Here is a 21529-nt window from a genome sequence, read left to right as displayed (position 1 = left end):
CGATGCAACGGGTACCGGTAAGGCAATCCGGAATCGCTTCACGCCGAGCGTCCGTTGAAGTCGAAGATCGACAAGGTGGATGGGTCGACATCGGCGACGCAGTTGAGATTGATATAGGCGCTGCGCTCACCGCCTTCACGGACGTCCTCCGCGAACGGGTGGATGCCGCAGGTGCGGCAGAAGCGGTGCGCCATGGCGTGGTTGCCGAATGTATAGGTGCCAAGGTCATCGCCCCAGGCCAGGACCGTCAGGCTCTCATGCGGGATGGCGCATAAGAGCGCGCCCTTGCGCGAGCAGATCGAACAATTGCACCTGATGGCGCCGGTCAGTTCCGCCTTGAATTCGAAGGCGATCCTGCCGCAATGACAGCTGCCTTTGTAGAGCATCAGTATCTTCCTATCGCTGGCAGGTGCAAAGGTATGCGGGCGGGTCATCCCTTTCGCAGGCCCAACCGGCTGCCTGCCTTAAAGACGTTGCATCCTGACGGAGTCCGACATCGACATGCAATCCATCCGCGACCGTCTCGAAATCATCCTGTCACGTCTTGCCAATCGTGCGGCCGACGAAAAGGTCTTCACCAAGCTCTATGTCGACGCCGCGCGGGCGGCGGCTGATGCCAGCGACGCCCGTAGTCGGGCCGGCGTGACGCTCGGACCGCTCGACGGCACGATCGTCTCGGTCAAGGATCTGTTCGATGTCGCCGGCGAGGCGACCACGGCCGGCTCGCTGATGCGGAAGACCGCTACGCCCGCCGCGCGCGACGCCGCCATCGTCAGCCGGCTTCGGCAAGCCGGTGCGGTCCTCACCGGCAAGACCAACATGACCGAGTTCGCCTTCACGGCGATCGGCGACAACATGCACTACGGCACGCCAGGCAACGCCGTCGATGCCAGCCGCATTCCCGGTGGTTCGTCCTCAGGCGCCGGCGTTTCCGTCGGCGAGGGAACGAGCGATATCTCCATCGGTTCCGATACCGGCGGCTCGATCCGCATTCCGGCGGCGCTCAATGGTGTGGTTGGTTTCAAGCCAACGGCGCGGCGGGTGCCGCTGACCGGCGCCTTTCCGCTGTCCGGCACCCTGGACTCGATCGGGCCGCTTGCCCCAACCGTTGCGCAATGTGCCGCCGCGGACGCGGTGATGGCCGGCGAGGTGCCGACCGAACTGGCGGCCGTATCGCTCGCGGGACTTCGGGTCGGTGTGCCGCGCGGCGTTCTTTTTGGCGACACCGAAGGTGAAGTTGCCGCGGCGTTCGAGCATTGCCTCGGCAAGATCGAACAGGCCGGCGCGCGCATGGCCGATCTGGTGATCGACGACATGATCGCGGAATTCAGGACCGCCACCAAGCGGGGCTCGATCGCGGCCATGGAAGGGGCCGAAGTGCATGCCGACTGGTTGGCGACAGGGGCGTCGGTGCCGGTCGATCCGCATGTCAGCGGGCCTTTGTCGCGGGCGGCGATGCTGCCGGCGCCGGTCTATATCAGGGCGTTGCGCCGCCGCGCCGCGCTTATCGCTGCCATGGATGAGCGATTGGCCTCGGTGGATGTGCTGGCCCTGCCGACCACGCCGTTGATGGCGCCGACCATCGTTTCCATGGCCAAGGATGCCGAGTTGCGCGACCGCATCGAAGGCCTGCTGCTGCGCAACACGCAGGTCGCCAACCAGTTCGATCTCTGCGCGATCTCGCTGCCCATGCCCGACATGGCGCTACCGGCTGGGCTGATGCTGGTTGCGCGCAACGGCCATGACCGGCGTCTGCTGCGGATAGCCGCCGAAGTGGAGAGGCTGCTTGGCGGCTGACCGGTCGTGAATCTCAGTTGCGGATCAGGGCGATGAACAATGCTTGCGTTCGCTGTCCTTGGCGGTGCGCACGATGCGCGTCGCGACCAGCCATGGCCGGCTGTAATCCTTGCCGGTGATGGTCTGGGTGCGGTGCTCGATCGAACCCCTGACGACGATCTTCCCGTTGTAAAGCACGTCGGACTGATCCGTTATCGCCTTGTCGGCCTGCGGCAATCCGCTGGCGTCGATCGACACACCCTTGATGATGTTGCCGGTGGCAAGGTCGAGAGCGCTGTTCGACGGGCAGGGCGCCTTGAAGCAGCGCAACCCATTGTCGCAATAGACATAGCTGCTCTGAGCCGCGGCGAATGCCGGCAGGGCGCCGATGGGCGAGGCTGCGGCAATCAGGAATGCGAGGCGAAGACCGGACATGGCCGCACCGTCGCGGAGAATTGGGGCGAAACCGCGATTGCTATAGGTCGAGCGGAAAACGCCGCCGGTAGTGATCGGCCGCTTCCGGATTGCGCAGATTGAACGGCAGCTTGCCGTCCAGCACCAGCAACGCTTCGCCCGCCGCGCCGATGCCCATGCGCATCATCGATTCCTCGGTAATGCCTGCCATATGCGGGGTGATGATGACGTTGTCGAAGCCGAAATAGGGATGATTGGACGGCAGCGGCTGCGTTGAAAACACATCGAGTGCCGCACCGCCGATGCGGCGCTCCCGCAGGGCCTCGATCAGGGCGTCGTCATCGACGACCGGCCCACGCGAAACGTTGATCAAAAGCGCATTGGGTTTCATGCGGGCGATGCGCTCGCGGCTGATCAGACCGCGCGTCTCCGGCGTCAGCGGACAGCAGAGCACGATGATGTCGCTTTGCTCGACCAGCGCGTCGATCGACAGGAAGCCGACTTTCTCGGGCGCCGGCTGCATGCTGCGCGTCGTTGCCACCACCTTGAGGTCAAAACCGTGCGCAGCGATATGGCCGACGGCCTGGCCGACGGCGCCGAGGCCGACAATGCCGATGGTCTTGCCGGCGAGCTCGATGTTGGCGTTGGCATGCTCGCGCCCGGCGAGCCAGCCCTTGGCGCGCAGGTCGCGGTCGACCCTGCGGAATTGCCGCAGCAGCGCAAGTGCGGCAAACATGACGTGTTCCGCAACCGAACGGGCATTGACCGCCGGCACATTGGCCACCAGCACGCCGGCGGCGGTCGCCGCCTCCATAGGGATCATGTCGAGCCCGGCGCCATGGCGGATGGCTGCCCTCAGCCTCCAGGCGCCCTCGAACAGCGCCGGCGGCAGCGGCGCGCGTACGATGACGATATCGGCGTCCTTGGCCTCCCGGGTCAAGGTGGCGGGATCGAGGGCCGATGCGATGACGAGCTGGCCGGCGCCGGCGAGCTTGGCCGAGGCGCGCGGGTGCAGCGGATGGGTCGACAGGATCTTCGGCAAGGTCTGGGCCATTCTCAGGCCTTTTCGAGCGTCGGGCTCGCGGGCGCAGCCGCCATGCCGCCCTCGATCAGGCCCTTCCAGTAGCTCTCCGCCCCTTGCAGGTGGGCGCTCATCAGCGCCTGGGCGAGATTGCCGTCGCGGCGCAGCAGCGCCTCGTAGATCTGCACATGCTCGGCATGCGAACGCACGCTTCGTTCGGGGTCATTGAAGTAGATCGGCAGGCGCTGTTCGCCCATCAGATAGTAGACGCTGCAGATGTTGTGGAAGACGCTGTTCTTGGTGGCGCGCACGATCTCGAGGTGGAATTCGCGGTCCTCCTTGGCCAGACCTTCGCCGGCGGCGATGCGTTCCTCGGAAGCCTTGAGGATCTCGCGCAGCCGCTCGAAATTCTCCTCGGTGGCGCGCGAGCAGGCAAGCTCGGCGGCCTTGATCTCGTGGATCTTGCGCAACTCGACCGTCTCGTAAATCTGCAAGGGATCGAGCGGCAGGCCTGCGCGCGCGAACAGCGCCAGCGCCTCGACGCTCGCCTGCTTGGTGTCGATGTAGATGCCGGATTTGGCGCGCCGCTCGACGATGCGCATGGCTTCGAGGATGGCCAGCGCCTCGCGGATCTGGCCGCGGCTGACGGCGAAATGCTCCGCCAGTTCACGTTCGGATGGGGTGCGGCCGCTCTCCTTGTCCGAGTGGGAGAACAGATAGGCTGCGAGTTCCGCGAGAAGGTTCTTTTCTTTCATCGTCAATTGCGTTGCGCGTGCGCCTCCAGGAATCGCTCAGAAACGGTGAATCCCAATCCGGGCTTTTCCGGGATCGCTATCATACCGTCCTGTGCTTCGACAGTCTCTTCGATCAGATCGTGGATCATCGGGTTGGCGCCGAGCGAATATTCGACGGTGAAACTCGACGGCGAGGCGGCGCAGACATGCAGCCCGGCGAAGAAACAGGGCGCGCCGGCCCACAGATGCGGCGCAAAGCGCAGATTGAAGGCGCTGGCGATGGTGCCGATCTTCATCGCCTCGCTGATGCCGCCGCAAAAGGCGGGATCGGGCTGGAAGATGTCGGCGGCCTTGAGCACGGCAAGGTCGCGGAAGGCATAGCGCGTCGCCTCGCTTTCGCCAGTGGCGATCGGCACGGCGCCGGAGGCACGCACTTCCGCCATGCCCGGCTTGTCGTCGGCGATCACCGGTTCCTCGAACCAGGCGAGGTCGAGGTCGTTGACGAGGTGGATGAAGCGCTTGGCCTCCGCCACCGTATAGGTGCCGTGGGCGTCGACCATCAGCTCGACATCGGGGCCGAGCGCCCGGCGCGCGGCGCGGACGCGGGCCGCCGAGACGTGGGCGGCGCCATCCATGGCGCCGACCCGCATCTTCAGCGCCTTGAAGCCGCCCCGGGCGATGTAGGATTTCAACTGTTCACCGATGGCATCGGCGGACGCCCAGCCGCCCGAGGCATAGGCCTGCATGCGGTCGATCTTGCGGCCGCCGAGCAGCCGCCAGACCGGCTGGCCGAGCGACTTGCCGAGGATATCCCAAAGCGCGATGTCGACGGCGCTGATGGCGGCGATGCTCATGCCGCGCCGCGCCAGTTGCGGCATGGCGTGGCCGGCGCGGGCGGCACTGTCGTGGCGCACGCCATTGTAGAGCATTTCCCAGATGATGCCGATGTCGGCCGGATCGCGGCCGATCAGCTGCGGCCCGACCTCCTGGTTCAGCATATGGACGAGGGCGCCGTAGCTGCCGGCGCTGCCGGCTGCGTTCTTGCCTTCGCCCCAGCCGACCAGTCCGTCATCGGTTTCGATGCGCAGGATGGCGGCGTCGAAGGTCGTCACCTGGCCGAAGTCGCTGCGGTGCTGCCGAGCGGCTTCGATCGGGATGCGGACCCACCAGGCTTGGACGGTCTTGATGCGCATGTCTTTCCCCAGCCCCGCCGCCGGTCAGGGCGAAAGGGCAAACTTCCCAACAGTCGTCGACTACTTGATCAGCGGCAGCAGCGTTTCGGCGGTGATGCGCATCTGGTCGGTGTAGAATTTCTCGGTCAGCACGCTGGAGCCGTGGTCCTGGATGAACTTCAGCTGCTCAGGCGAGATATCGACCGGGTGGCGCTCGACCATTTCGGGATAGGGTGCCGCCGGCGTGCGGTCGACCGGGGCGACGAATTCATTGGTCAGCGCGCCGTCGTAGCCGACTTCCTTCAAGGTGGCGACGATCTTCGGCCAATCGATCTGGCCGAGGCCGGCTGCGAAGCGGTTGTTGTCGGCGACATGGAAGTCGAACAAGCGCTTTCCGACCTTACGGATGGCGTCGTAGACGTTAAATTCCTCCATATGGATGTGGTAGGCGTCGAGGCATACGCCGCATTCGGGGCTGACCGCGTCGGCTAGCGCCAGCGCCTGGGCGCCGCGATTGAACAGGTAGGTCTCGAAGCGGTTGAGCGGCTCGACGGCGATCTTGACGCCGACCTTCTTGGCATGGGTGAAGCATTCGCGGGTCGCGTCGACCACCCATTTCCATTCCTCTTCCTCGGTGCCGTCCGGCACGACCTTGCCGACCGTCGCTGGGACGAGCGTGATGATCTCGCCATCGAGCTCGCTGACCATGGTCAGCACGTCCTTGACGTACTGCACGGAGCGCTCGCGCTGGCCCTGGTTCTTGGCGGCAAGGTTGCGTTCGCCCAGCATCAAGGTCACCGCGCCCCAGCAGCGAATGCCATGCTCCTTCAACAGCGCCCGCGTCTCCTTGGTCTTGTACTGCTCGGGCTCGCCGGAAATCTCGATCGACTCATAGCCGAACTTCTTGATGCGCTTGAGCGTCGTCTCCAATGGTTCCGCTCGCATCCAGTTGTGCGTCGAAAGATGCATGGTCTGTCCTTCCCAAATTCGTCCATATCGTTTGCCTTCGGCATGCGTCGCCGAAAGACGGCGCAAGGGTTCCTCCCCAAGGCATCCCCAGCCTTTTCCTGCAAACTGGTTCGACCAATTGGGCCTTAAGCGAGGTCTACAGCAAATTGCCTGGAACGGCAAGAAGCGTGGAGGCGCAACTCGCCGCGTGAATTATTACATTGATTATATTGTGATATATGCCAATGCTTCGGGCATCCGATTGGCTCGGCCGATGCATTGTCAGGCTTGACCAAATTCCCCTATTTGGTAATACCAGAATGGCAGTGCCTGCAAAGCGCCCGATGCAAAAAGACCAAAATGGCTGGCCCTGCTTCCAATCGGCGCTATGCTTGGTCGCGACACAATGAGGGAGGATGCCGATGCCGACGACAATGAAGGGCCCTGGACTGTTTCTGGCGCAGTTCGCGGGTGACGCAGCGCCGTTCAATTCGCTGGCCGCGATCACCAAATGGGCCGCCGGTCTCGGCTATAAGGGCGTGCAGATCCCGACCTGGGACGCGCGCCTGTTCGACCTCGAGAAAGCGGCGTCTTCCAAGGCCTATTGCGACGAGGTGAAGGGTATTTGCGCCGATGCCGGCGTCGAGATCACCGAATTGTCGACGCATCTGCAGGGACAGTTGGTGGCGGTGCATCCTGCCTATGACGCGCAGTTCGACGGCTTCGCGCCGGCTTCGGTCCACAACAATCCCAAGGCGCGGCAGAAATGGGCGGTCGAACAGATGAAGTTCGGCGCCAAAGCCTCGAAGAATCTCGGCCTCAAGGCTTCGGTGTCCTTCTCCGGCGCGCTGGCCTTTCCCTACCTCTACCCCTGGCCGCAGCGGCCGGCCGGTCTGATCGAGGAGGCCTTCGCCGAACTCGGCAAGCGCTGGAAGCCGATCCTCGACGTCTATGAGGACAATGGCGTCGATGTCGGCTACGAAATCCATCCCGGCGAGGACGTGTTCGACGGTGCCACCTTCGAGATGTTCCTCGACGCGGTCGGTGGCCACAAGCGCTGCAACATCAACTACGACCCGTCGCACTTCCTGCTGCAGCAGCTCGACTATCTCGAATTCATCGACATCTACCACGAGCGCATAAAGGCCTTCCACGTCAAGGACGCCGAGTTCAACCCGACCGGCCGGCAAGGCGTCTATTCCGGCTATCAGAGCTGGACCAACCGCGCAGGACGCTTCCGCTCGCTCGGCGACGGGCAGGTGGATTTCGGCGGCATCTTCTCCAAGCTGACGCAGTACAATTATGATTCCTGGGCGGTGCTGGAATGGGAGTGCTGCCTGAAGCACCCCGAGGACGGAGCGGCCGAAGGGGCGCCTTTCATCCAGCACCACATCATCCGCGTGACGGAGAAGGCATTCGACGACTTCGCCGGTGGCGCGACGGACAAGAAAGTGCTGCGCGCGATGATGGGAATTTGAAGCGACTTGCTCCCCCCGCGAGGGGGGCATCCAAGACACGAGGGAGAAAACATGGTCGGCGCATCGAAATCGGAAACGGGAGGCGGCCCGATCCGCTATGGTATGATCGGCGGCGGGCAAGGCGCCTTCATCGGCGCGGTGCACCGCATCGCGGCGCGCCTGGACAATGAGTTCGTGCTGGTGGCTGGTGCGCTGTCGGCGAACCCCGAGCGCGCCAAGGCTTCGGCCGCCGAACTCGGGCTCGATCCGGACCGCAGCTACGCTTCCTATGCCGAGATGGCCAAGGCCGAGGCCAAGCGCCCCGACGGCATCGAGGCGGTGGCCATCGTCACGCCCAACAATGTCCATGTGCCGGCGGCCAAGGCCTTCCTCGAGGCCGGCATCCACGTGATCTGCGACAAGCCGCTGGCGACGACACTGGCCGAGGCGAAAAAGCTCGCCGCGGTGGTCGAGAAGACCGGCAAGGTGTTCGTGCTTACCCACAACTACACCGCCTATCCAATGGTGCGGCAGGCACGCGAAATGGTGGCCAAGGGTATACTTGGCGACATCCGCATCGTGCAGTCGGAATATCCGCAGGACTGGCTGACTGAGGATCTCGCCGCCACCGGCCAGAAGCAGGCCTCATGGCGCGGCGATCCCAAGCAGGCGGGCGCCGGCGGCGCGCTGGGCGACATCGGCACCCATGCCTACAATCTCGCCCGCTTCGTCTCCGGGCTGGAGCTGGATTCGCTGTCGGCCGATCTCGATGCGTTCGTGCCGGGGCGGCTGCTCGACGACAATGTCAACGTCATGCTGCGCTTCAAGTCCACCGGCAAGACGCATCCGGCCAAGGGCATGATTTGGGCCAGCCAGGTGGCGCCGGGCCACGAGAACGGGCTGAAGCTGCGCATCTATGGCTCGAAGGGCGGGCTGGAATGGGTGCAGGCCGATCCGAACTACCTCTGGTACACGCCGTTCGGCCAGCCCAAGCAGTTGATCACCCGCAACGGCGCCGGCGCGCTGCCGGTGGCGGGCCGTGTGAGCCGCGTACCGTCAGGCCATCCCGAGGGCTACCTCGAAGGCTTCGCCAATATCTATCAGGAGGCTGCACGCGCCATCCGCGCGGCGCGCAAGAAGGGTGGCAAGCCGGCCAAGGACGTCGTCTTCCCGACCATCCAGGATGGCGTCGAAGGCATGGCCTTCATCGAGGCCTGCGTGAAATCGTCGAAGAAGAATGGGGCGTGGACGAAGCTCTAAAACAAGAATGATCCGGGGGGATCGAACGGGGGAGGGCTGTCGATGAAAATCGGCATGTGCATGTTCTTGTGGACGACCAGCGTCTCGAAAAAACACGAGCCGCTGCTTCGCGACATCAAGGCGACAGGCTTTGACGGTGTCGAGATACCGATTTTCGCCGGTACGCCGGACGACTACAAAAAGCTCGGCGACCTGCTCGATCGCATCGGGCTGGAGCGCACCGCGGTCTCGGCGATGGGCGATCCGGCAATGAACCTGATTTCGCCGGATGCGGCAACGCGCAAGGCCGGTATCGCTTACATGAAATGGGCTGTTGATTGCGCCGACGCGCTCGGCGCCAGGACGCTCAGCGGGCCGCTGCACTCGACGCTCGGCGCCTTTTCCGGCAGAGGGCCGACACCCGCCGAGAAGAACCGTTCCATCGCCTCGCAGCGCGCCATCGGCGACCATGCCGGCACGCGGAACGTGACCATCGGGCTGGAGGCGCTGAACCGCTTCGAATGTTATCTTTTCAACACGATGGCGGATCTGTCGGAGCACATCGATGCCGTCGGCCGACCGCATATCAAGGCGATGTACGACACCTTTCATGCCAATATCGAGGAGGCCGACCCGATCGGCGCCTATACGAAGCATCGCAGGAATGTCGTGCACATCCACATATCGGAGAACGATCGCGGCGTGCCGGGGCGCGGTAACATCCCGTGGAAAGAGACGTTCGCGGCGATCCGCAAGAGCGGCTATGACGACTGGCTGACGATCGAGGCCTTCGGACGGTCGCTGAAGGATCTGGCGGCGGCGACAAAGGTGTGGCGCGATTTTTCCGAAACGCCGGAAGCAGTTTATCGCGAGGGCTATAAGCATATCAGGAATGGGTGGAGGAAAGCCGCTTAGAACCACGAAGGCGCTTTGAGCCGCTGTCGATCCTGGAGCCGAGGGCATCACCCCTGCTCGGCCTGAAGTCTGTTGTAGTCGTGAATCGTCCGGCTCAGCCGGCGGCGCAGGAAGTTCGAGATGTTGTCGAAGATGAAGACGACCAGCAGGATCAGCAGCACCATGTAGAAGACGTTGGCCCAGTTGGAGTTGGTGCGCATCGCTTCCCACAATTTCAGGCCGATGCCGCCGGCGCCGACGGCGCCGATGATGGTGGCACCGCGGGTGTTGGACTCCCACTGGTAGAGCGTCTGGCTGATGAAGACCGGGATGACTTCCGGCATCACGCCGTAGCGCTGCACCAGAAGGCCGTTGGCGCCGGTCGACAACACACCTTCGCGCGGCTTGTCGTCGATGTTCTCAAGCGCCTCGGAGTAGGTTTTGCCGAGCGTGCCGATCTCGGTGAAGAAGATCGCGGCACTGCCCGCAAGCGGGCCGGGGCCGAACGCACGGGTGAAGAACAGTGCCCAGATCAGCATGTCGACTGAGCGCATGAAGTCGAAGAAGCGTTTCAGGACCTGGCTGAGCACGCCGCTCGGCGTGATGTTGCGGGCGGCGAAGAAGGCGAGCGGGAAGGCGACGATGCCGCCAAGCAGCGTGCCCAGGAACGCCATGACGATGGTCTGCAGCAGCTTCGTCCAAACGTCGCCATGCTGCCACTGGGCGTTGTTCCAGATGTTGTCGCCTGCCAGCGCCAGGTTCGACGTGCCCTGCTTCAGTTCAGGCCCGGACACGATCAGCGAGATCACCTCTCCCGCTGATTTGCCGAAGAAGGGCGAGCGCGTATCGAAGACGAAATTCGCCCAGCCGAGGAAGCGCTTGCGCACCTTGACGCGGTCGACGGTGACGCGCACCTCGCCGACGAAGCCCATCTTGGCAACCACCTCGTCGTCGTGCGCGGTGATCCAGTCCGGCACCGGGCCTGATATCACCGGCTTGCCGCTTGTCAGTGAAACCGGCACGGTCTGGCCGTTGGCCACGATCGTTGCCTGCGCCTTGTCGAAGGTGACGGATTTCGCCGGACCATCGATCAGCACGGTGAAGGTGCCGTCTCGATTCCTGATCACCCAGTCGGGGTTGGGGTTCTCGCCAAGCGCGGAAAAGCGCGGGTATTTTGGCGTGATCTCAGGCTGGTCGAGGCGGAATTCCGGTTGCAGGTCGTAGCTGATCCATTGTGTCAGGAACAGCGGCAGACGTTCCCAGTGCGATTCCCGCAGCACTTGCGGCAGGCTGAAGAACCACAGGACATAGACGAGATAGGTCAGGATGCCGATGAACAGGAACAGCGGAGCGAAGCGTTTGTACAGCGGCCGCCGGAACACTTGCGGATATCGCTCCTCGATCGACAATATCTCCTCGGCGGTCATTGTCGCCATGGTTTATGCGCCCATCATAAAGGCCTGTTCGCCGACCAGCTTGCGGCGTAGCCAGGCGGAGAACTGGTCGATGATGAAGATGGTCGTGAACAAGAGCAGCACCAGCGCCAGCGTCTTGGCGCCGAAGCCGCGAGAGATGGAGAGCTTCAATTCCTCGCCGATGCCGCCGCCGCCGACGGCGCCGATGATGGTCGAGGCGCGGACATTGATCTCGACGCGCAGCAGCGTGTAGGACATGAAATTGGGCAGCACCTGCGGCAGGTCGGCGAAGCGCACGCGCTCGAACCAGTTGGCGCCGACCGCGCGAAGGCCTTCCTCGGCGCGCATGTCGATGTTTTCGTTGATCTCATAGAACAGCTTGCCGAGCGCGCCGATCGAATGCAGGCCGATGGCGATGATGGCGGCGATCGGGCCAATGGAGACGATGGCCGCGAACAGGCCGGCAATGACGATCTCAGGGAACGCGCGCAGCAGCTCCATGAAGCGCTTGACGATCAGCCGCAGGGCCGGATGAGGTGTCAGATTGCGCGCCGCGATGAAGGAAAACGGCACCGCGAAGATAAAGCCGATGAAGGTCGAGACCAGCGCCACGTTCACCGTGGTCAGCATCAGCTCGAAATATTCGGGAATGTAGAATCCGCCCCAGACATAAATCCGGCCGAGCGGGAAATTGTATTCCTGGGTGCCGGTGTCATGCGGCGAGGCAATGTCGAACAGTGCCCGCCAGACGTCGTTCCAGTCCTTGGGGACCAGCCAGCTTAGGAAATCCAGAATATGCGGCAGCCTGTCGAAGAAGTGCCCGGCATTTGCTTCGTCGGCGAACCACATGCTGGCGAACATCGCGGCCAGCAGCAGGCCGACGCCGAGCACCGTATAGAACCGGCGCAGCGATGTCTGGCGTCTCCACGCATCGGCCATCTGCTGGGGCGCGCCAGAAGGGGTTGTCAAAGAAGGGGCTGTCACGGAGAGGGTCATGATCGGAGATGCAAAAAGGGCGGTGTTTGACACCGCCCTTTTCGATTTCGCCGTTAGCCGCCGATGGCCGCCTTACGGGCTTCGACGATGACGTTGTAGAAATCCGGCTTGACCGGAACGTAGCCGGTGAAATCGCCGCCTTCGACGCCCTCGAAGCAAGCCTTGTCCTTCTTCGGCAGCTCGGTGAAGAAGGCGGCGAGCTTGGCGGTCATCTCCTCGCCGAGCGCGGTGCGCACGACCAGCGGGCCGTTCGGGATCAGGCCCGAGCGCCAGACTTCGACGAAGTCGTTCGGGTCGACGGCGCCCTTGGCGACGACCTTGTGGAAGGTGCCGGAGGTGAAGCCGTTCTTGAAGTCGCCGATGCCGGAGGAATCATCCACCGCGACATCGACCTTGCCGTCGCGCACGGCCAGGATGTTGTTCTCATGGCCGCCGTTGAACTGGGTCGAAGCGAAGAAGGTTTCGTTCGAGGCGCCGGTGTCCTTCGGAATTTGGGTCAGCGGGATCAGGTAGCCCGAGGTGGAGTCCGGATCGGCGTAGCCGAGCTTCTTGCCCTTGGCCGACTTGATGTCGGTGATGCCCGAGGTCTTCAGAGCCAGGCCGATCGAATGATAGCCGGTGGAACCGTCGGTCTGCTTGGTGGTGAGGATCGGGGTCACCGCCCTCGGGTCCTTGAGATAGACGCTGGCGTAGCCGGATGCGCCGAGTTCGGCGAAGTCGAGCGTGCCGCCGAGCAGGCCCTGGATGACGCCGTCATAGTCGGCGGCAGGAAACAGCGAGACCTTCTCGAAGCCGAATTCGGCCTTCAGATGATCGGCCAGGCACTGGTAGTTGCGCAGCCGGTCGGTCTCGTTTTCACCGCCCAGAATGCCGACGCGGAATTCCTTCATGTCGGCGGCGTGGGCCATGCTGGTTGCCATGGCGAGCACCGAAACGGCGCTGAAAACCATCTTCCTGAACATTTGATGTCTCTCCTGTAAGTTCCGGCCCCGCGCCGGCAGCGTTCTTGATCTTGACAAGTGCCCTTGACGCGGGCGGACGATCCCAACCGCCCTTTCTCGGCCCATGATCTTTCCCGAAAACCGGATTCCACTTTTCGGGATCATGGGCTCAGTAACCCGGGAATGCGGGTTCGAGCGGTCCGGCGGATGCTGCGATCTTCTGCTTGAAGGCAACGCTGGTGGAGGTGATGGCCTCCGATATCTCTGCGCCATTGCTGTCGGCGCCATAGACGACGCGCACGGCCTCACGGTTGAGCTCTTCCGGCGGGCCGTCGAAGACGACCTTGCCGGCGGCCATGCCGATAATGCGGTTGCAATAGGCGCGGGCGGTGTCGAGCGTGTGCAGGTTGGTGACGACGGTGATGCCCTCGCGCAGATTGATGTCCTGCAGCGAATCCATCACCACCTTGGCGTTGAGCGGGTCGAGCGAGGCGATCGGCTCGTCGGCGAGGATCACTTTGGGCTGCTGCATCATGGCGCGGGCGATGGCGACACGCTGCTGCTGTCCGCCAGACAAGGTGCCGGCGGGCTGAAGCGCGGTGCGGGCTATGTCGAGCCGCTCGAGCGCGGCGACCGCCTCGGCGCATTCGGCACGCGAGAACATGCCGAGAAGGTTGGACAGGGTCGAACGGTGGTTCAATTTGCCGAGTAGGACGTTGGTCAGCACGTCGAGGCGCGGCACCAGGTTGAACTGCTGGAAGATCATGGCGCAATCGCGCTGCCAGCGCCGCAGCGGCGAGCCGCGCAGCCGGGAGACCTCGGCGCCGTCAAAAAAAATCGACCCCTGGCTGGGGTCGACAAGACGGTTGATCATGCGAAGAAGGGTCGATTTGCCAGCGCCTGAACGGCCGATGACGCCAACCATCTGACCCTGCGGGATCGAGATGTTGACGTCGCTGACGGCTGTGTTCTTGCCAAATCGTCGGCTGACGCCGCGGATTTCGAGCGTGGCAGAGCTTGCTGACATGAGCAGGTTCCAGTCCCGACCTTGTTGATCGTCAGGCCCTCGCCTAACGCAGCCACATGAACCTGCCATGTCGCCAGCATGTCAGTTTTGTTACGCTCCACAGGCGCGACGGCCGAAGCGCGTCGCTGAAACGAATTCATGCGACGCGCTCCAGGTATTTGGCTTTATGCATGTCGTTCTCCCGGGGCCACTTTCGGGCGACATGCATTGGCGCCTTGTCGGCGATCAGCCGAGCACCAGCAATTCCTCGAAGTGCTTCATGTCGCGGAAGGCGCAGAAGGCGGGCGCCTTGATCTCGATTGTCGGAGCCTGCCTTGCGAAAAGCGCCAGGCAATCGTCGAACAGAGCCTGCCACGCGGCGGCGCGATCGGAGGCGAGGCGCTGGATCTGATAGGCAAAGGTGATGTGGAAGACGTAGGCGTCATGATCGGGGTGCCGATAGCCGAACGGCACCGCCAGCGCATCGCGCCATTGACGCATGATGCGCACGTCCTCGTCGGTCGCGCCGGCCACGGTGAGACCGGTGGGCACGATTTCGATCACCTTGATGTTGAAAGGACCGAAGCCCTCGAAGCCCTTAAGGCGCTCCAGATAGAGGCGGGTCATGGCGTCAATGCTGGTGTCGAGCGGTACGTCCTGCGGCCAGTAAGGCAAGCGGCGACGATATTCGATGATGCCCTGGAACAGCGTCATATGCAGGCTGGAAATGGGCGTGAAGGCGAGCCGGTCGGCGTCGGGCATCGCCAGCATCTTCTCGCGCACCGCAAGCACCACGGCCTCGGAGGGCGAGCCGCTGACGAGATGGCTGACAACGGTGTTGCCGGGCTCGGTCAGGAAATTGCCCGAGGTGTCGTAGCGCGTGCCGAGATGCGCCGGCGGGGTCGGATTGGAGCCGGCAAAAAATCCGGCGAGCGAGGGTCTGACGGTGTCGAGCATGGCAATCTCCTTGGGGAGATGGCGTCCTGTCCGAGTCCTGTGTCAGGGATATGAACGGATCCCAGAATGACGATGATGTGAGGAACTATCCCTCGTATTTCTCCAGGAAGGCCTCCGCCGACAGCTCGCGAAAATCATCGAGCGAAGCGCGCAGCCGCACGTGGTCCCAATCCCACCAGGCCAGCGCCTGGTAGCGTTCGGCGGTGCGGCGGTCGAAACGCTCACGGATCGGCTTGGCCGGCACGCCGGCGACGATGGTATAGGGCGCGACATCCTTCGAGACAACCGCCCCGGCACCAACCGCCGCGCCATCGCCGACGGTGACGCCCGGCAGGACGGTCGAACCATGACCGAGCCAGGTGTCGTGACCAATGGTGACGCGCTTGGCGCGGCGCTGGGCGAAGAACTCGCTCTCATGCTCGGCGTCGTCCCAATAGTCCGAGGCGCGGTAGGTGAAGTGATGCAGCGTCGGCCGCCAGGTCGGGTGGTTGGTGGCGTTGAGGCGCACGCTTGCCGCGATATTGGCGAACTTGCCGATCGTCGCGCACCAGACAGAGCAATCCTGCATCATGTAGGAATAGTCGCCGAGTTCGCTTTCCGAAACTCTGCTGCGGTCGGCGATCTCGGTCCAGCGGCCAAGCGTCGAATTGTGCACCTCCGCCGTCGGATGGACCAGCGGCGTCTCCGACAATTTCCTGGTCATGCGGCGAGTTTTCCTGGAGCAAAAACGGTGACGTCGATGATGCGGTCGGCAACGGCCTCGCGCACATCATGATCGTGGAAGATACCGAGCAGGGCGACGCCCGCCGCCTTCTTGGCGGCGATGAGTTCGATCACCACGTCGCGGTTGGTGGCATCGAGCGAGGCGGTTGGTTCGTCGAGCAGCAGGATAGGATGCTCGGTGATGAAGCCGCGCGCGATGTTGACGCGCTGCTGCTCGCCGCCGGAGAAGGTCGCCGGCGGCAGCGCCCAGAGCTTTTCCGGCAAATTGAGCTGCGCCAGCAAGGCGCGCGCCTTGCCTCTGGCGGCCTCGCGGTCCTCGCCGCGCTCGACCAGCGGCTCGGCGACGACATCGAGCGCCGAGACGCGCGGCACGGTGCGCAGGAACTGGCTGACATAGCCGATCGTTTGCCGGCGAACGGCAAGCACGGTGCGTGGGCTGGCGTTGGCAAGATCGATCAGTCCGCCCTCGTGGCTGACGATGATCTGCCCCTCGTCGACGGCATAGTTGCCGTAGAGCATCTTCAGGATGGAGCTCTTGCCGGCCCCGGACGGGCCGCCGAGCACGGTGCATTCGCCCGCCTTGATCGAGAACGAGACACCGGCGATAACGGGCAGTTTGATGCCGTCGCGCAGATGCATGGTGAAGCTTTTTGCGACGTCGGAAACAACGAGCGGGGTTGGCATCGCTACACCTGCAAAATGGAGGAAACGAGAAGCTGGGTATAGGGCGCGCGCGGGTCGTCCAGCACGCGGTCGGTGAGGCCGCTTTCGACGACGCGGCCGTCCTTCATCACCATCATGCGCTGCGACAGCAGGCGCGCCACCGCGAGATCGTGGGTGACGACGATGGCCGCGAGGCCGAGATCGGTGACCAGCCCGCGCAAGAGATCTAGCAAGCGCGCCTGCACCGAGACGTCAAGACCGCCGGTCGGTTCGTCCATGAACACCAGCCGTGGGCCGGTGACGAGGTTGCGGGCGATCTGCAGGCGCTGGCGCATGCCACCGGAAAAGGCACGTGGCTCGTCGTCGATACGGTCTTCCTCGATCTCGACGCGCGACAGCCAGTCGACGGCCGTGGCGCGGATCTTGCCGTAGTGGCGGTCGCCGACCGCCATCAGCCGTTCGCCGACATTGGCGCCGGCGGACACCGTCATGCGCAGGCCGTCGGCCGGGTTCTGGTGAACAAAGCCCCAGTCGGTGCGCATCAGGAAGCGGCGCTCGGCCTCGCTCATGCGGTAGAGCTCGCGGAACTGGCCGTCGCGCATGCGGTAGCTGGCGGTGCCCGACGACGGCAGCAGCCGCGTCGACAGGCAATTGAGCAGCGTCGTCTTGCCGGAGCCGGATTCGCCGACGACTGACAGGACTTCGCCCGGCCACAGGTCGAAGGAGACGTTGTCGCAGCCGACGCGCGAACCGTAGAATTTGGAGAGCGCCGAGACGCGCAGCAGCGGTTCGTCGGTCATTGTGCCGGCTCCATTTTTTCGGAAGCAAGATGGATTTCCGGAGCAAGATGGCCGCGATGGCCCTCTTCGCGCCGCTTCTCGCAATGGTCGGTGTCGGAGCAGACGAACATGTGGCCGCCATGGTCGTCGAGGATGACCTCGTCGAGATAGACATTCTCGGCCGCGCACAGTGCGCAGGGCTGGTCGAAGGTCTGCACCTCGAATGGATGGTCCTCGAAGTCGAGGCTGACGACATCGGTGAAGGGCGGCACCGCATAGATGCGCTTCTCGCGTCCGGCGCCGAACAGCTGCAAGGCCGGCGAGCGGTGCATTTTGGGATTGTCGAATTTCGGCGTCGGCGAGGGGTCCATCACATAGCGGCCCTCGACCTTGACCGGATAGGCATAGGTGGTGGCGATGCGGCCGTGCTTGGCGATGTCCTCGTAGAGCTTCACATGCATGAGGCCATACTCCTCCAGCGCATGCATCTTGCGCGTTTCCGTCTCGCGCGGTTCGAGGAAGCGCAGCGGCTCGGGGATCGGCACCTGGTAGACCAGCACCTGGCCCGCGGTCAGCGGATGTTCGGGGATGCGGTGGCGGGTCTGGATGATGGTGGCGCTGGCGGTATCGGTGGTGACAGCGACATTGGCGACTTTCTTGAAGAAGGCGCGGATCGACACCGCATTGGTGGTGTCGTCGGCGCCCTGGTCGATGACCTTCAGCACGTCATCGGGGCCGATGATCGAGGCGGTGACCTGGACGCCGCCGGTGCCCCAGCCATAGGGCATCGGCATTTCGCGCGAGGCGAACGGCACCTGATAGCCTGGGATGGCGATGCCCTTGAGGATCGCCCGGCGGATCATCCTTTTGGTCTGCTCGTCGAGATAGGCGAAGTTGTAGGTGGCGATATCGGTCATGATGCGACCTCAAGTCCTTTGGCATAGCGCGCCAGCCGCTCGGTGAGCGTGCCGGTGTGCAGTTCGAACATGTGGTTGTCGTCGTCGTAGAAATAGATCGAGCGGCCTTCGCCCTCGACGCGTGGGCGCGGCGGGCGCATGTCGAGGCCTAGCTTGCCGACGCGCTCGGCGTAGCGGTCGAAATCGGCGTCATCGATCTTGAAGGCAATGTGGTTGTAGCTGCGTTCGTTAAGCTTCTCGCCTTGCATGATGGCGATCCAGATGTCGCCGATCAGGAAGAATTTTTCGCGTGACAGCGAGAACTGCTCGGCGTCGCTGGCATAGACCTCGCGCGCGTCGAAGACGCCCTCGAGTATCCTTGTCATCCGCTCGAGGTCGCCAACGATGAAGGTCATGTGGGACAGGCCTTCGATCATTCCGCGGCCTCCCGCTTCTCGTCGACCCTCGCGGGGTTTTCGCGGGCCTCATATTCGGCGCGCATGCGGCGCACGAGGTCGAGTTCGGCCTGGAAGTCGACATAATGCGGCAGCTTCAGATGCTCGACGAAGCCGGTCGCCTGGACATTGTCGGAATGCGAGATGACGAATTCCTCGTCCTGGGCGGCGGCGATGATGTCCTCGCCGAGCTCGGAGGCGCGCAGGGCGCGGTCGCAGAGCGCCATGGCCATCGCCTTGCGCTCGCTCTGGCCGAAGACCAGGCCGTAGCCCCGGGTGAACTGCGGCGGCGCCTTGGCCGAGCCCTTGAACTGGTTGACCATCTGGCACTCGGTGACCCGCACCGTGTCGAGGGGTGCTGCGAAGGGCAGTTCGGGAACATCGAGTTCCAACTCGACCTCGCCGATGCGGATTTCGCCGACAAAGGGATGGTTGCGGGCATAGCCGCGCTGGGTGGAGTAGCCGAGTGCCAGAAGAAAACCTTCATCGCCACGCGACAGCGCCTGCAGGCGGATGTCGCGCGCCATCGGGAATTCCAGCGGCTCGCGGGTGATGTCGCCGGGCACATGGTCCTGCGGCATCTCGCCGTCCGGTTCGATCAGGCCTTCGCGGGCGAGGATCGCCGAGACGCGCGGCATGGCCTGCGCTTCCGTCTCGCGCCGCAAGGGTTCGGCGACATCGGCGCCGGCGGCAAGTTCGGGGTCGAGCAGCCGGTGCGTGTAGTCGAAGGTCGGCCCGAGCAACTGGCCGCCTGGCAGATCCTTGTAGGTTGCCGAGACGCGCCGTTCGACCAGCATGGCGCCGGTGTCGATCGGCTTGGTGTAGCCGAAGCGCGGCAGCGTGGTGCGATAGGCGCGCACCAGGAAGATCGCCTCGATCATGTCGCCGCGCGCCTGGACGATGGCGAGTGCCGCGAGTTCACGGTCGTAGAGCGAGCCTTCGCTCATCACCCGGTCGACGCCGAGCGCCAGCTGTTCGACAATCTGGTCGAGGCGCAGTGCCGGCACCGAACGGTCGCCGCGCCGGCGATCGGCGAGCAGGCTGTGGGCATTGGCGATTGCGGCTTCACCGCCTTTTACCGCGACATACATCTTCAAGCCTCCATCGTCTTGATGCGCGTCGTGCGCGGCAGGCAGGCTACGCCTTCTGATGTGGCGAGGATGATGTCGACGCCGCGCGGAAAGCGCTGGATATTCTGCTTCCACTGCTCGATGAAATGACGCGGCATCTGCGCCGGCGCGATCGTGGCGCTGATTTCGATGCCGGGACCCTCCAGCAGCAACGGAGTGCCTGAAACGAGGTCGCTGACCTGCAGGATCAGGGTGGTCGACCTGTCGGGATAATCCTGCGTTCCCTGCGCAAAGCCGTCGAGCGCCATCATCTCGGCCGGCGAGGCGACAAAGGCGAAATGCGCGTCGGCAGGCGTGTTGGCCAGCGGCGCGCCGGTATGGAAACCAAGCCAGGAGCCGATCGCGGCGGAGGCGTGCAGGGCCGGGTCGAGCCAGAGCGGCGTGTCGTTGTCGCACAGCGCCAGTGCCACGGCGCCAGCGGTTGGCGAGAGCGGCGCCGGCGGGCGGGCCAGGGCCGACAGAGGCTGCACGCTGCCCGGCCGCGCCATCGCGTCCATGACCGCGCGAAACACCGTCTGGGCGTTGAACACCGGATCGGCAAAGCCGCCCTCGATCGATTGTGCTGCGATATCCATCAGTCTTCTCCGCGAACCATGGTGAAGAAATCCACTTTCGTTGCCGCTGTCTCGGCGCGGCGTTTTTCCTGGGCAGCGGCGAGCGCCGACCTCAAAGGCGCGATCAGCCTGGTCTCGACCTCGGCGCGGCGGGCAGGGTCCTGCCAGAGCGCGTCGGCGATCGCCGCCAGCTTCGCCTTCTGCTTGTCGCGGCCAAGCGCGTAGCAATGGCCCACCTGTCCGGACGGCAGCCGGACAGTGGCGCGGGTGACGGTCGCCTCGCCGACATTGAACGGCGCGCCGCCGCCGCCGATGCGACCGCGCAGCGTCACCAGTCCGGTCTCGGGACCGCGCAGCAGTTCGGCCTGCGAAGGCAGGCCGGCTTCGTTCCAGAGCCGGACGATATCGTCGCCGCTCGATTGCGCCAGGGTCGCCATCGCGGCTTTGCGTCCGGCCTGGTCGCGGGCTTCCTGTCCTCGCATCGGCAGCATTCCTCTTCGCTAATTTGTCTATTGATATAGACAACTATACAAATTATACATATTACCTAGCGCGAGTCCATGACGAGTGGATGACAGGGGACGGAAGGCAGGGGCCAACTCATGATCGGGCGACAGGAAGCCGACAGTATTGAACGGCGCAGCGGCGTCTCGCTGTGGCGGCAGATCGCCGACAGGATCCTGCAGGCGATCGCCACCGGCGATTTCGCCGAGAATGCCGCGCTGCCGCCGGAGGTGGCGCTCGCCGAGCGCTATGGCGTCAATCGCCACACGGTGCGCAGCGCCATATCGGCGCTTGTGCAGGAAGGTGTGCTGCGGGCCGAGCAGGGGCGTGGCACCTTCGTATTGTCTCGCAAGCGGCTGTCCTATCCGATCGGGGCGCGCACACGCTTTTCAACGGGCCTGCAGGGACAAACCTCGGAACGGCACATCGTGCTGCTTGCCTCGTCGGTCGAGCCGGCCAGCCCGCGTGTCGCCGAAGGGCTTGGCCTTGCCAAGGGCGCCGAGGTGATCCGGCTGGAGACACGCGGTGAGGCCGATGGACGGCCTGTGTCACGCGCTGCTGGCTGGTTCGATGCCAGGCGCTTTGCCGGCATCGACAAGGCGATGGCTGAGACTGGCTCGATCACCGCGTCGCTGGCCCGCTTCGGCATAGACGATTATCTCAGGCAATCGACCGTGCTGTCGGCACGCCATGCCGATGCGGCCGATCTCGCCGACCTCGACCTGCAGCCAGGCGCCATCGTGCTGGTCACGGTGGCCGTCAACATCACGCCGGACGGTCAGCCGATCCAGTTCTCCGAGTCGCGCTTTCCGGCGGAGCGGGTCGAGCTCAAACTGTCGGCGCTGTGAGCCGAAT

The 21529-nt window shown here is 64.0% G+C and carries 24 protein-coding genes; 5 read left to right on the top strand and 19 right to left on the bottom strand.

Annotated elements, in window-relative coordinates; translation table 11 throughout:
* Window positions 1–38: 38 nt before the first annotated feature.
* Window positions 39–386, bottom strand: coding sequence for a GFA family protein (locus CK227_RS10030; protein WP_095772407.1), 348 nt, complete (start codon window positions 384–386; stop codon window positions 39–41).
* A gap of 115 nt (window positions 387–501) precedes the next feature.
* On the opposite strand from CK227_RS10030, the gene CK227_RS10025 reads away from it, so the two are divergent.
* Window positions 502–1797 (top strand): amidase, encoded by a 1296-nt coding sequence (locus CK227_RS10025; protein ID WP_095772408.1) that lies wholly within the window; start codon window positions 502–504, stop codon window positions 1795–1797.
* Window positions 1798–1821: 24 nt separating this feature from the next.
* Here CK227_RS10025 and CK227_RS10020 read toward each other — a convergent pair whose 3' ends face one another.
* Genes CK227_RS10020 through CK227_RS10000 form a run of 5 tightly spaced genes read right to left on the bottom strand, consistent with a single transcriptional unit; the run spans window position 1822 to window position 6086 of the window.
* Complete coding sequence (locus tag CK227_RS10020) at window positions 1822–2211, bottom strand: hypothetical protein (RefSeq protein WP_095772409.1); 390 nt, start codon at window positions 2209–2211, stop codon at window positions 1822–1824.
* Window positions 2212–2251: 40 nt separating this feature from the next.
* Window positions 2252–3244: a hydroxyacid dehydrogenase gene (locus tag CK227_RS10015; protein ID WP_179296404.1), complete on the bottom strand. Its 993-nt coding sequence runs from the start codon at window positions 3242–3244 to the stop codon at window positions 2252–2254.
* Window positions 3245–3246: 2 nt separating this feature from the next.
* On the bottom strand, window positions 3247–3966 hold the full coding sequence (locus CK227_RS10010; RefSeq protein ID WP_095772410.1) for a FadR/GntR family transcriptional regulator: 720 nt from the start codon (window positions 3964–3966) through the stop codon (window positions 3247–3249).
* A gap of 2 nt (window positions 3967–3968) precedes the next feature.
* Window positions 3969–5138, bottom strand: a complete 1170-nt coding sequence (locus CK227_RS10005; protein WP_095772411.1) for a mandelate racemase/muconate lactonizing enzyme family protein — start codon at window positions 5136–5138, stop codon at window positions 3969–3971.
* A 60-nt stretch (window positions 5139–5198) separates the two neighbouring features.
* Window positions 5199–6086, bottom strand: a complete 888-nt coding sequence (locus CK227_RS10000; protein WP_010911615.1) for a sugar phosphate isomerase/epimerase — start codon at window positions 6084–6086, stop codon at window positions 5199–5201.
* Between the two features lie 401 nt (window positions 6087–6487).
* Between CK227_RS10000 and CK227_RS09995 the strand changes: the two genes are divergently transcribed.
* Genes CK227_RS09995 through CK227_RS09985 form a run of 3 tightly spaced genes read left to right on the top strand, consistent with a single transcriptional unit; the run spans window position 6488 to window position 9676 of the window.
* Window positions 6488–7543 carry a sugar phosphate isomerase/epimerase gene (locus CK227_RS09995; RefSeq protein WP_095772715.1) on the top strand — a complete coding sequence of 352 codons (1056 nt, stop codon included), beginning with the start codon at window positions 6488–6490 and terminating at the stop codon, window positions 7541–7543.
* 51 nt (window positions 7544–7594) lie between these two features.
* A complete protein-coding gene (locus tag CK227_RS09990; protein ID WP_095772412.1) occupies window positions 7595–8782 on the top strand; it encodes a Gfo/Idh/MocA family oxidoreductase in 1188 nt (395 codons plus the stop codon).
* 42 nt (window positions 8783–8824) lie between these two features.
* Window positions 8825–9676: a sugar phosphate isomerase/epimerase gene (locus CK227_RS09985; RefSeq protein WP_095772413.1), complete on the top strand. Its 852-nt coding sequence runs from the start codon at window positions 8825–8827 to the stop codon at window positions 9674–9676.
* A 47-nt stretch (window positions 9677–9723) separates the two neighbouring features.
* Here CK227_RS09985 and phnE (CK227_RS09980) read toward each other — a convergent pair whose 3' ends face one another.
* From phnE (CK227_RS09980) to phnG, 13 genes are all read right to left on the bottom strand, one after another.
* Window positions 9724–11091, bottom strand: a complete 1368-nt coding sequence (gene phnE / locus CK227_RS09980) for a phosphonate ABC transporter, permease protein PhnE (RefSeq protein ID WP_095772414.1) — start codon at window positions 11089–11091, stop codon at window positions 9724–9726.
* 3 nt (window positions 11092–11094) lie between these two features.
* On the bottom strand, window positions 11095–12066 hold the full coding sequence (gene phnE / locus CK227_RS09975; RefSeq protein WP_095772415.1) for a phosphonate ABC transporter, permease protein PhnE: 972 nt from the start codon (window positions 12064–12066) through the stop codon (window positions 11095–11097).
* A gap of 53 nt (window positions 12067–12119) precedes the next feature.
* Window positions 12120–13028: a phosphonate ABC transporter substrate-binding protein gene (gene phnD / locus CK227_RS09970; RefSeq protein ID WP_095772416.1), complete on the bottom strand. Its 909-nt coding sequence runs from the start codon at window positions 13026–13028 to the stop codon at window positions 12120–12122.
* A 148-nt stretch (window positions 13029–13176) separates the two neighbouring features.
* Window positions 13177–14034, bottom strand: a complete 858-nt coding sequence (gene phnC / locus CK227_RS09965; RefSeq protein WP_095772417.1) for a phosphonate ABC transporter ATP-binding protein — start codon at window positions 14032–14034, stop codon at window positions 13177–13179.
* 225 nt (window positions 14035–14259) lie between these two features.
* Window positions 14260–14970 carry a DUF1868 domain-containing protein gene (locus tag CK227_RS09960; protein WP_095772418.1) on the bottom strand — a complete coding sequence of 237 codons (711 nt, stop codon included), beginning with the start codon at window positions 14968–14970 and terminating at the stop codon, window positions 14260–14262.
* Between the two features lie 85 nt (window positions 14971–15055).
* Entirely contained in the window at window positions 15056–15673 is a 618-nt protein-coding gene (locus CK227_RS09955) for a DapH/DapD/GlmU-related protein (protein WP_095772419.1), read from the bottom strand.
* Window positions 15670–16377, bottom strand: coding sequence for a phosphonate C-P lyase system protein PhnL (gene phnL / locus CK227_RS09950; protein ID WP_095772420.1), 708 nt, complete (start codon window positions 16375–16377; stop codon window positions 15670–15672). Before phnL ends, CK227_RS09955 begins: the two co-directional genes overlap by 4 nt.
* 2 nt (window positions 16378–16379) lie before the next feature.
* Window positions 16380–17156 (bottom strand): phosphonate C-P lyase system protein PhnK, encoded by a 777-nt coding sequence (gene phnK, locus CK227_RS09945; RefSeq protein WP_095772421.1) that lies wholly within the window; start codon window positions 17154–17156, stop codon window positions 16380–16382.
* Window positions 17153–18052: an alpha-D-ribose 1-methylphosphonate 5-phosphate C-P-lyase PhnJ gene (locus CK227_RS09940; protein ID WP_095772422.1), complete on the bottom strand. Its 900-nt coding sequence runs from the start codon at window positions 18050–18052 to the stop codon at window positions 17153–17155. The genes phnK and CK227_RS09940 overlap by 4 nt, the downstream gene beginning before the upstream one ends.
* The gene (gene fosX / locus CK227_RS09935; RefSeq protein WP_095772423.1) at window positions 18049–18468 is read right to left on the bottom strand and encodes a FosX/FosE/FosI family fosfomycin resistance hydrolase; all 420 of its coding nucleotides are present in this window, start codon (window positions 18466–18468) and stop codon (window positions 18049–18051) included. Before fosX ends, CK227_RS09940 begins: the two co-directional genes overlap by 4 nt.
* On the bottom strand, window positions 18465–19577 hold the full coding sequence (locus CK227_RS09930; RefSeq protein WP_095772424.1) for a carbon-phosphorus lyase complex subunit PhnI: 1113 nt from the start codon (window positions 19575–19577) through the stop codon (window positions 18465–18467). Before CK227_RS09930 ends, fosX begins: the two co-directional genes overlap by 4 nt.
* 2 nt (window positions 19578–19579) lie before the next feature.
* Window positions 19580–20191, bottom strand: a complete 612-nt coding sequence (phnH, locus tag CK227_RS09925; RefSeq protein WP_095772425.1) for a phosphonate C-P lyase system protein PhnH — start codon at window positions 20189–20191, stop codon at window positions 19580–19582.
* Complete coding sequence (gene phnG / locus CK227_RS09920; protein ID WP_095772716.1) at window positions 20191–20652, bottom strand: phosphonate C-P lyase system protein PhnG; 462 nt, start codon at window positions 20650–20652, stop codon at window positions 20191–20193. The genes phnH and phnG overlap by 1 nt, the downstream gene beginning before the upstream one ends.
* A 120-nt stretch (window positions 20653–20772) precedes the next feature.
* Here phnG and phnF point away from each other — a divergent pair, with 120 nt between their 5' ends.
* Window positions 20773–21522 carry a phosphonate metabolism transcriptional regulator PhnF gene (gene phnF, locus CK227_RS09915; protein WP_095772426.1) on the top strand — a complete coding sequence of 250 codons (750 nt, stop codon included), beginning with the start codon at window positions 20773–20775 and terminating at the stop codon, window positions 21520–21522.
* Window positions 21523–21529 lie beyond the last annotated feature (7 nt).

Source organism: Mesorhizobium sp. WSM4308, from assembly GCF_002294905.1.
Lineage (GTDB): Bacteria > Pseudomonadota > Alphaproteobacteria > Rhizobiales > Rhizobiaceae > Mesorhizobium.
This window is presented reverse-complemented; position numbering and strand designations above follow the sequence as displayed.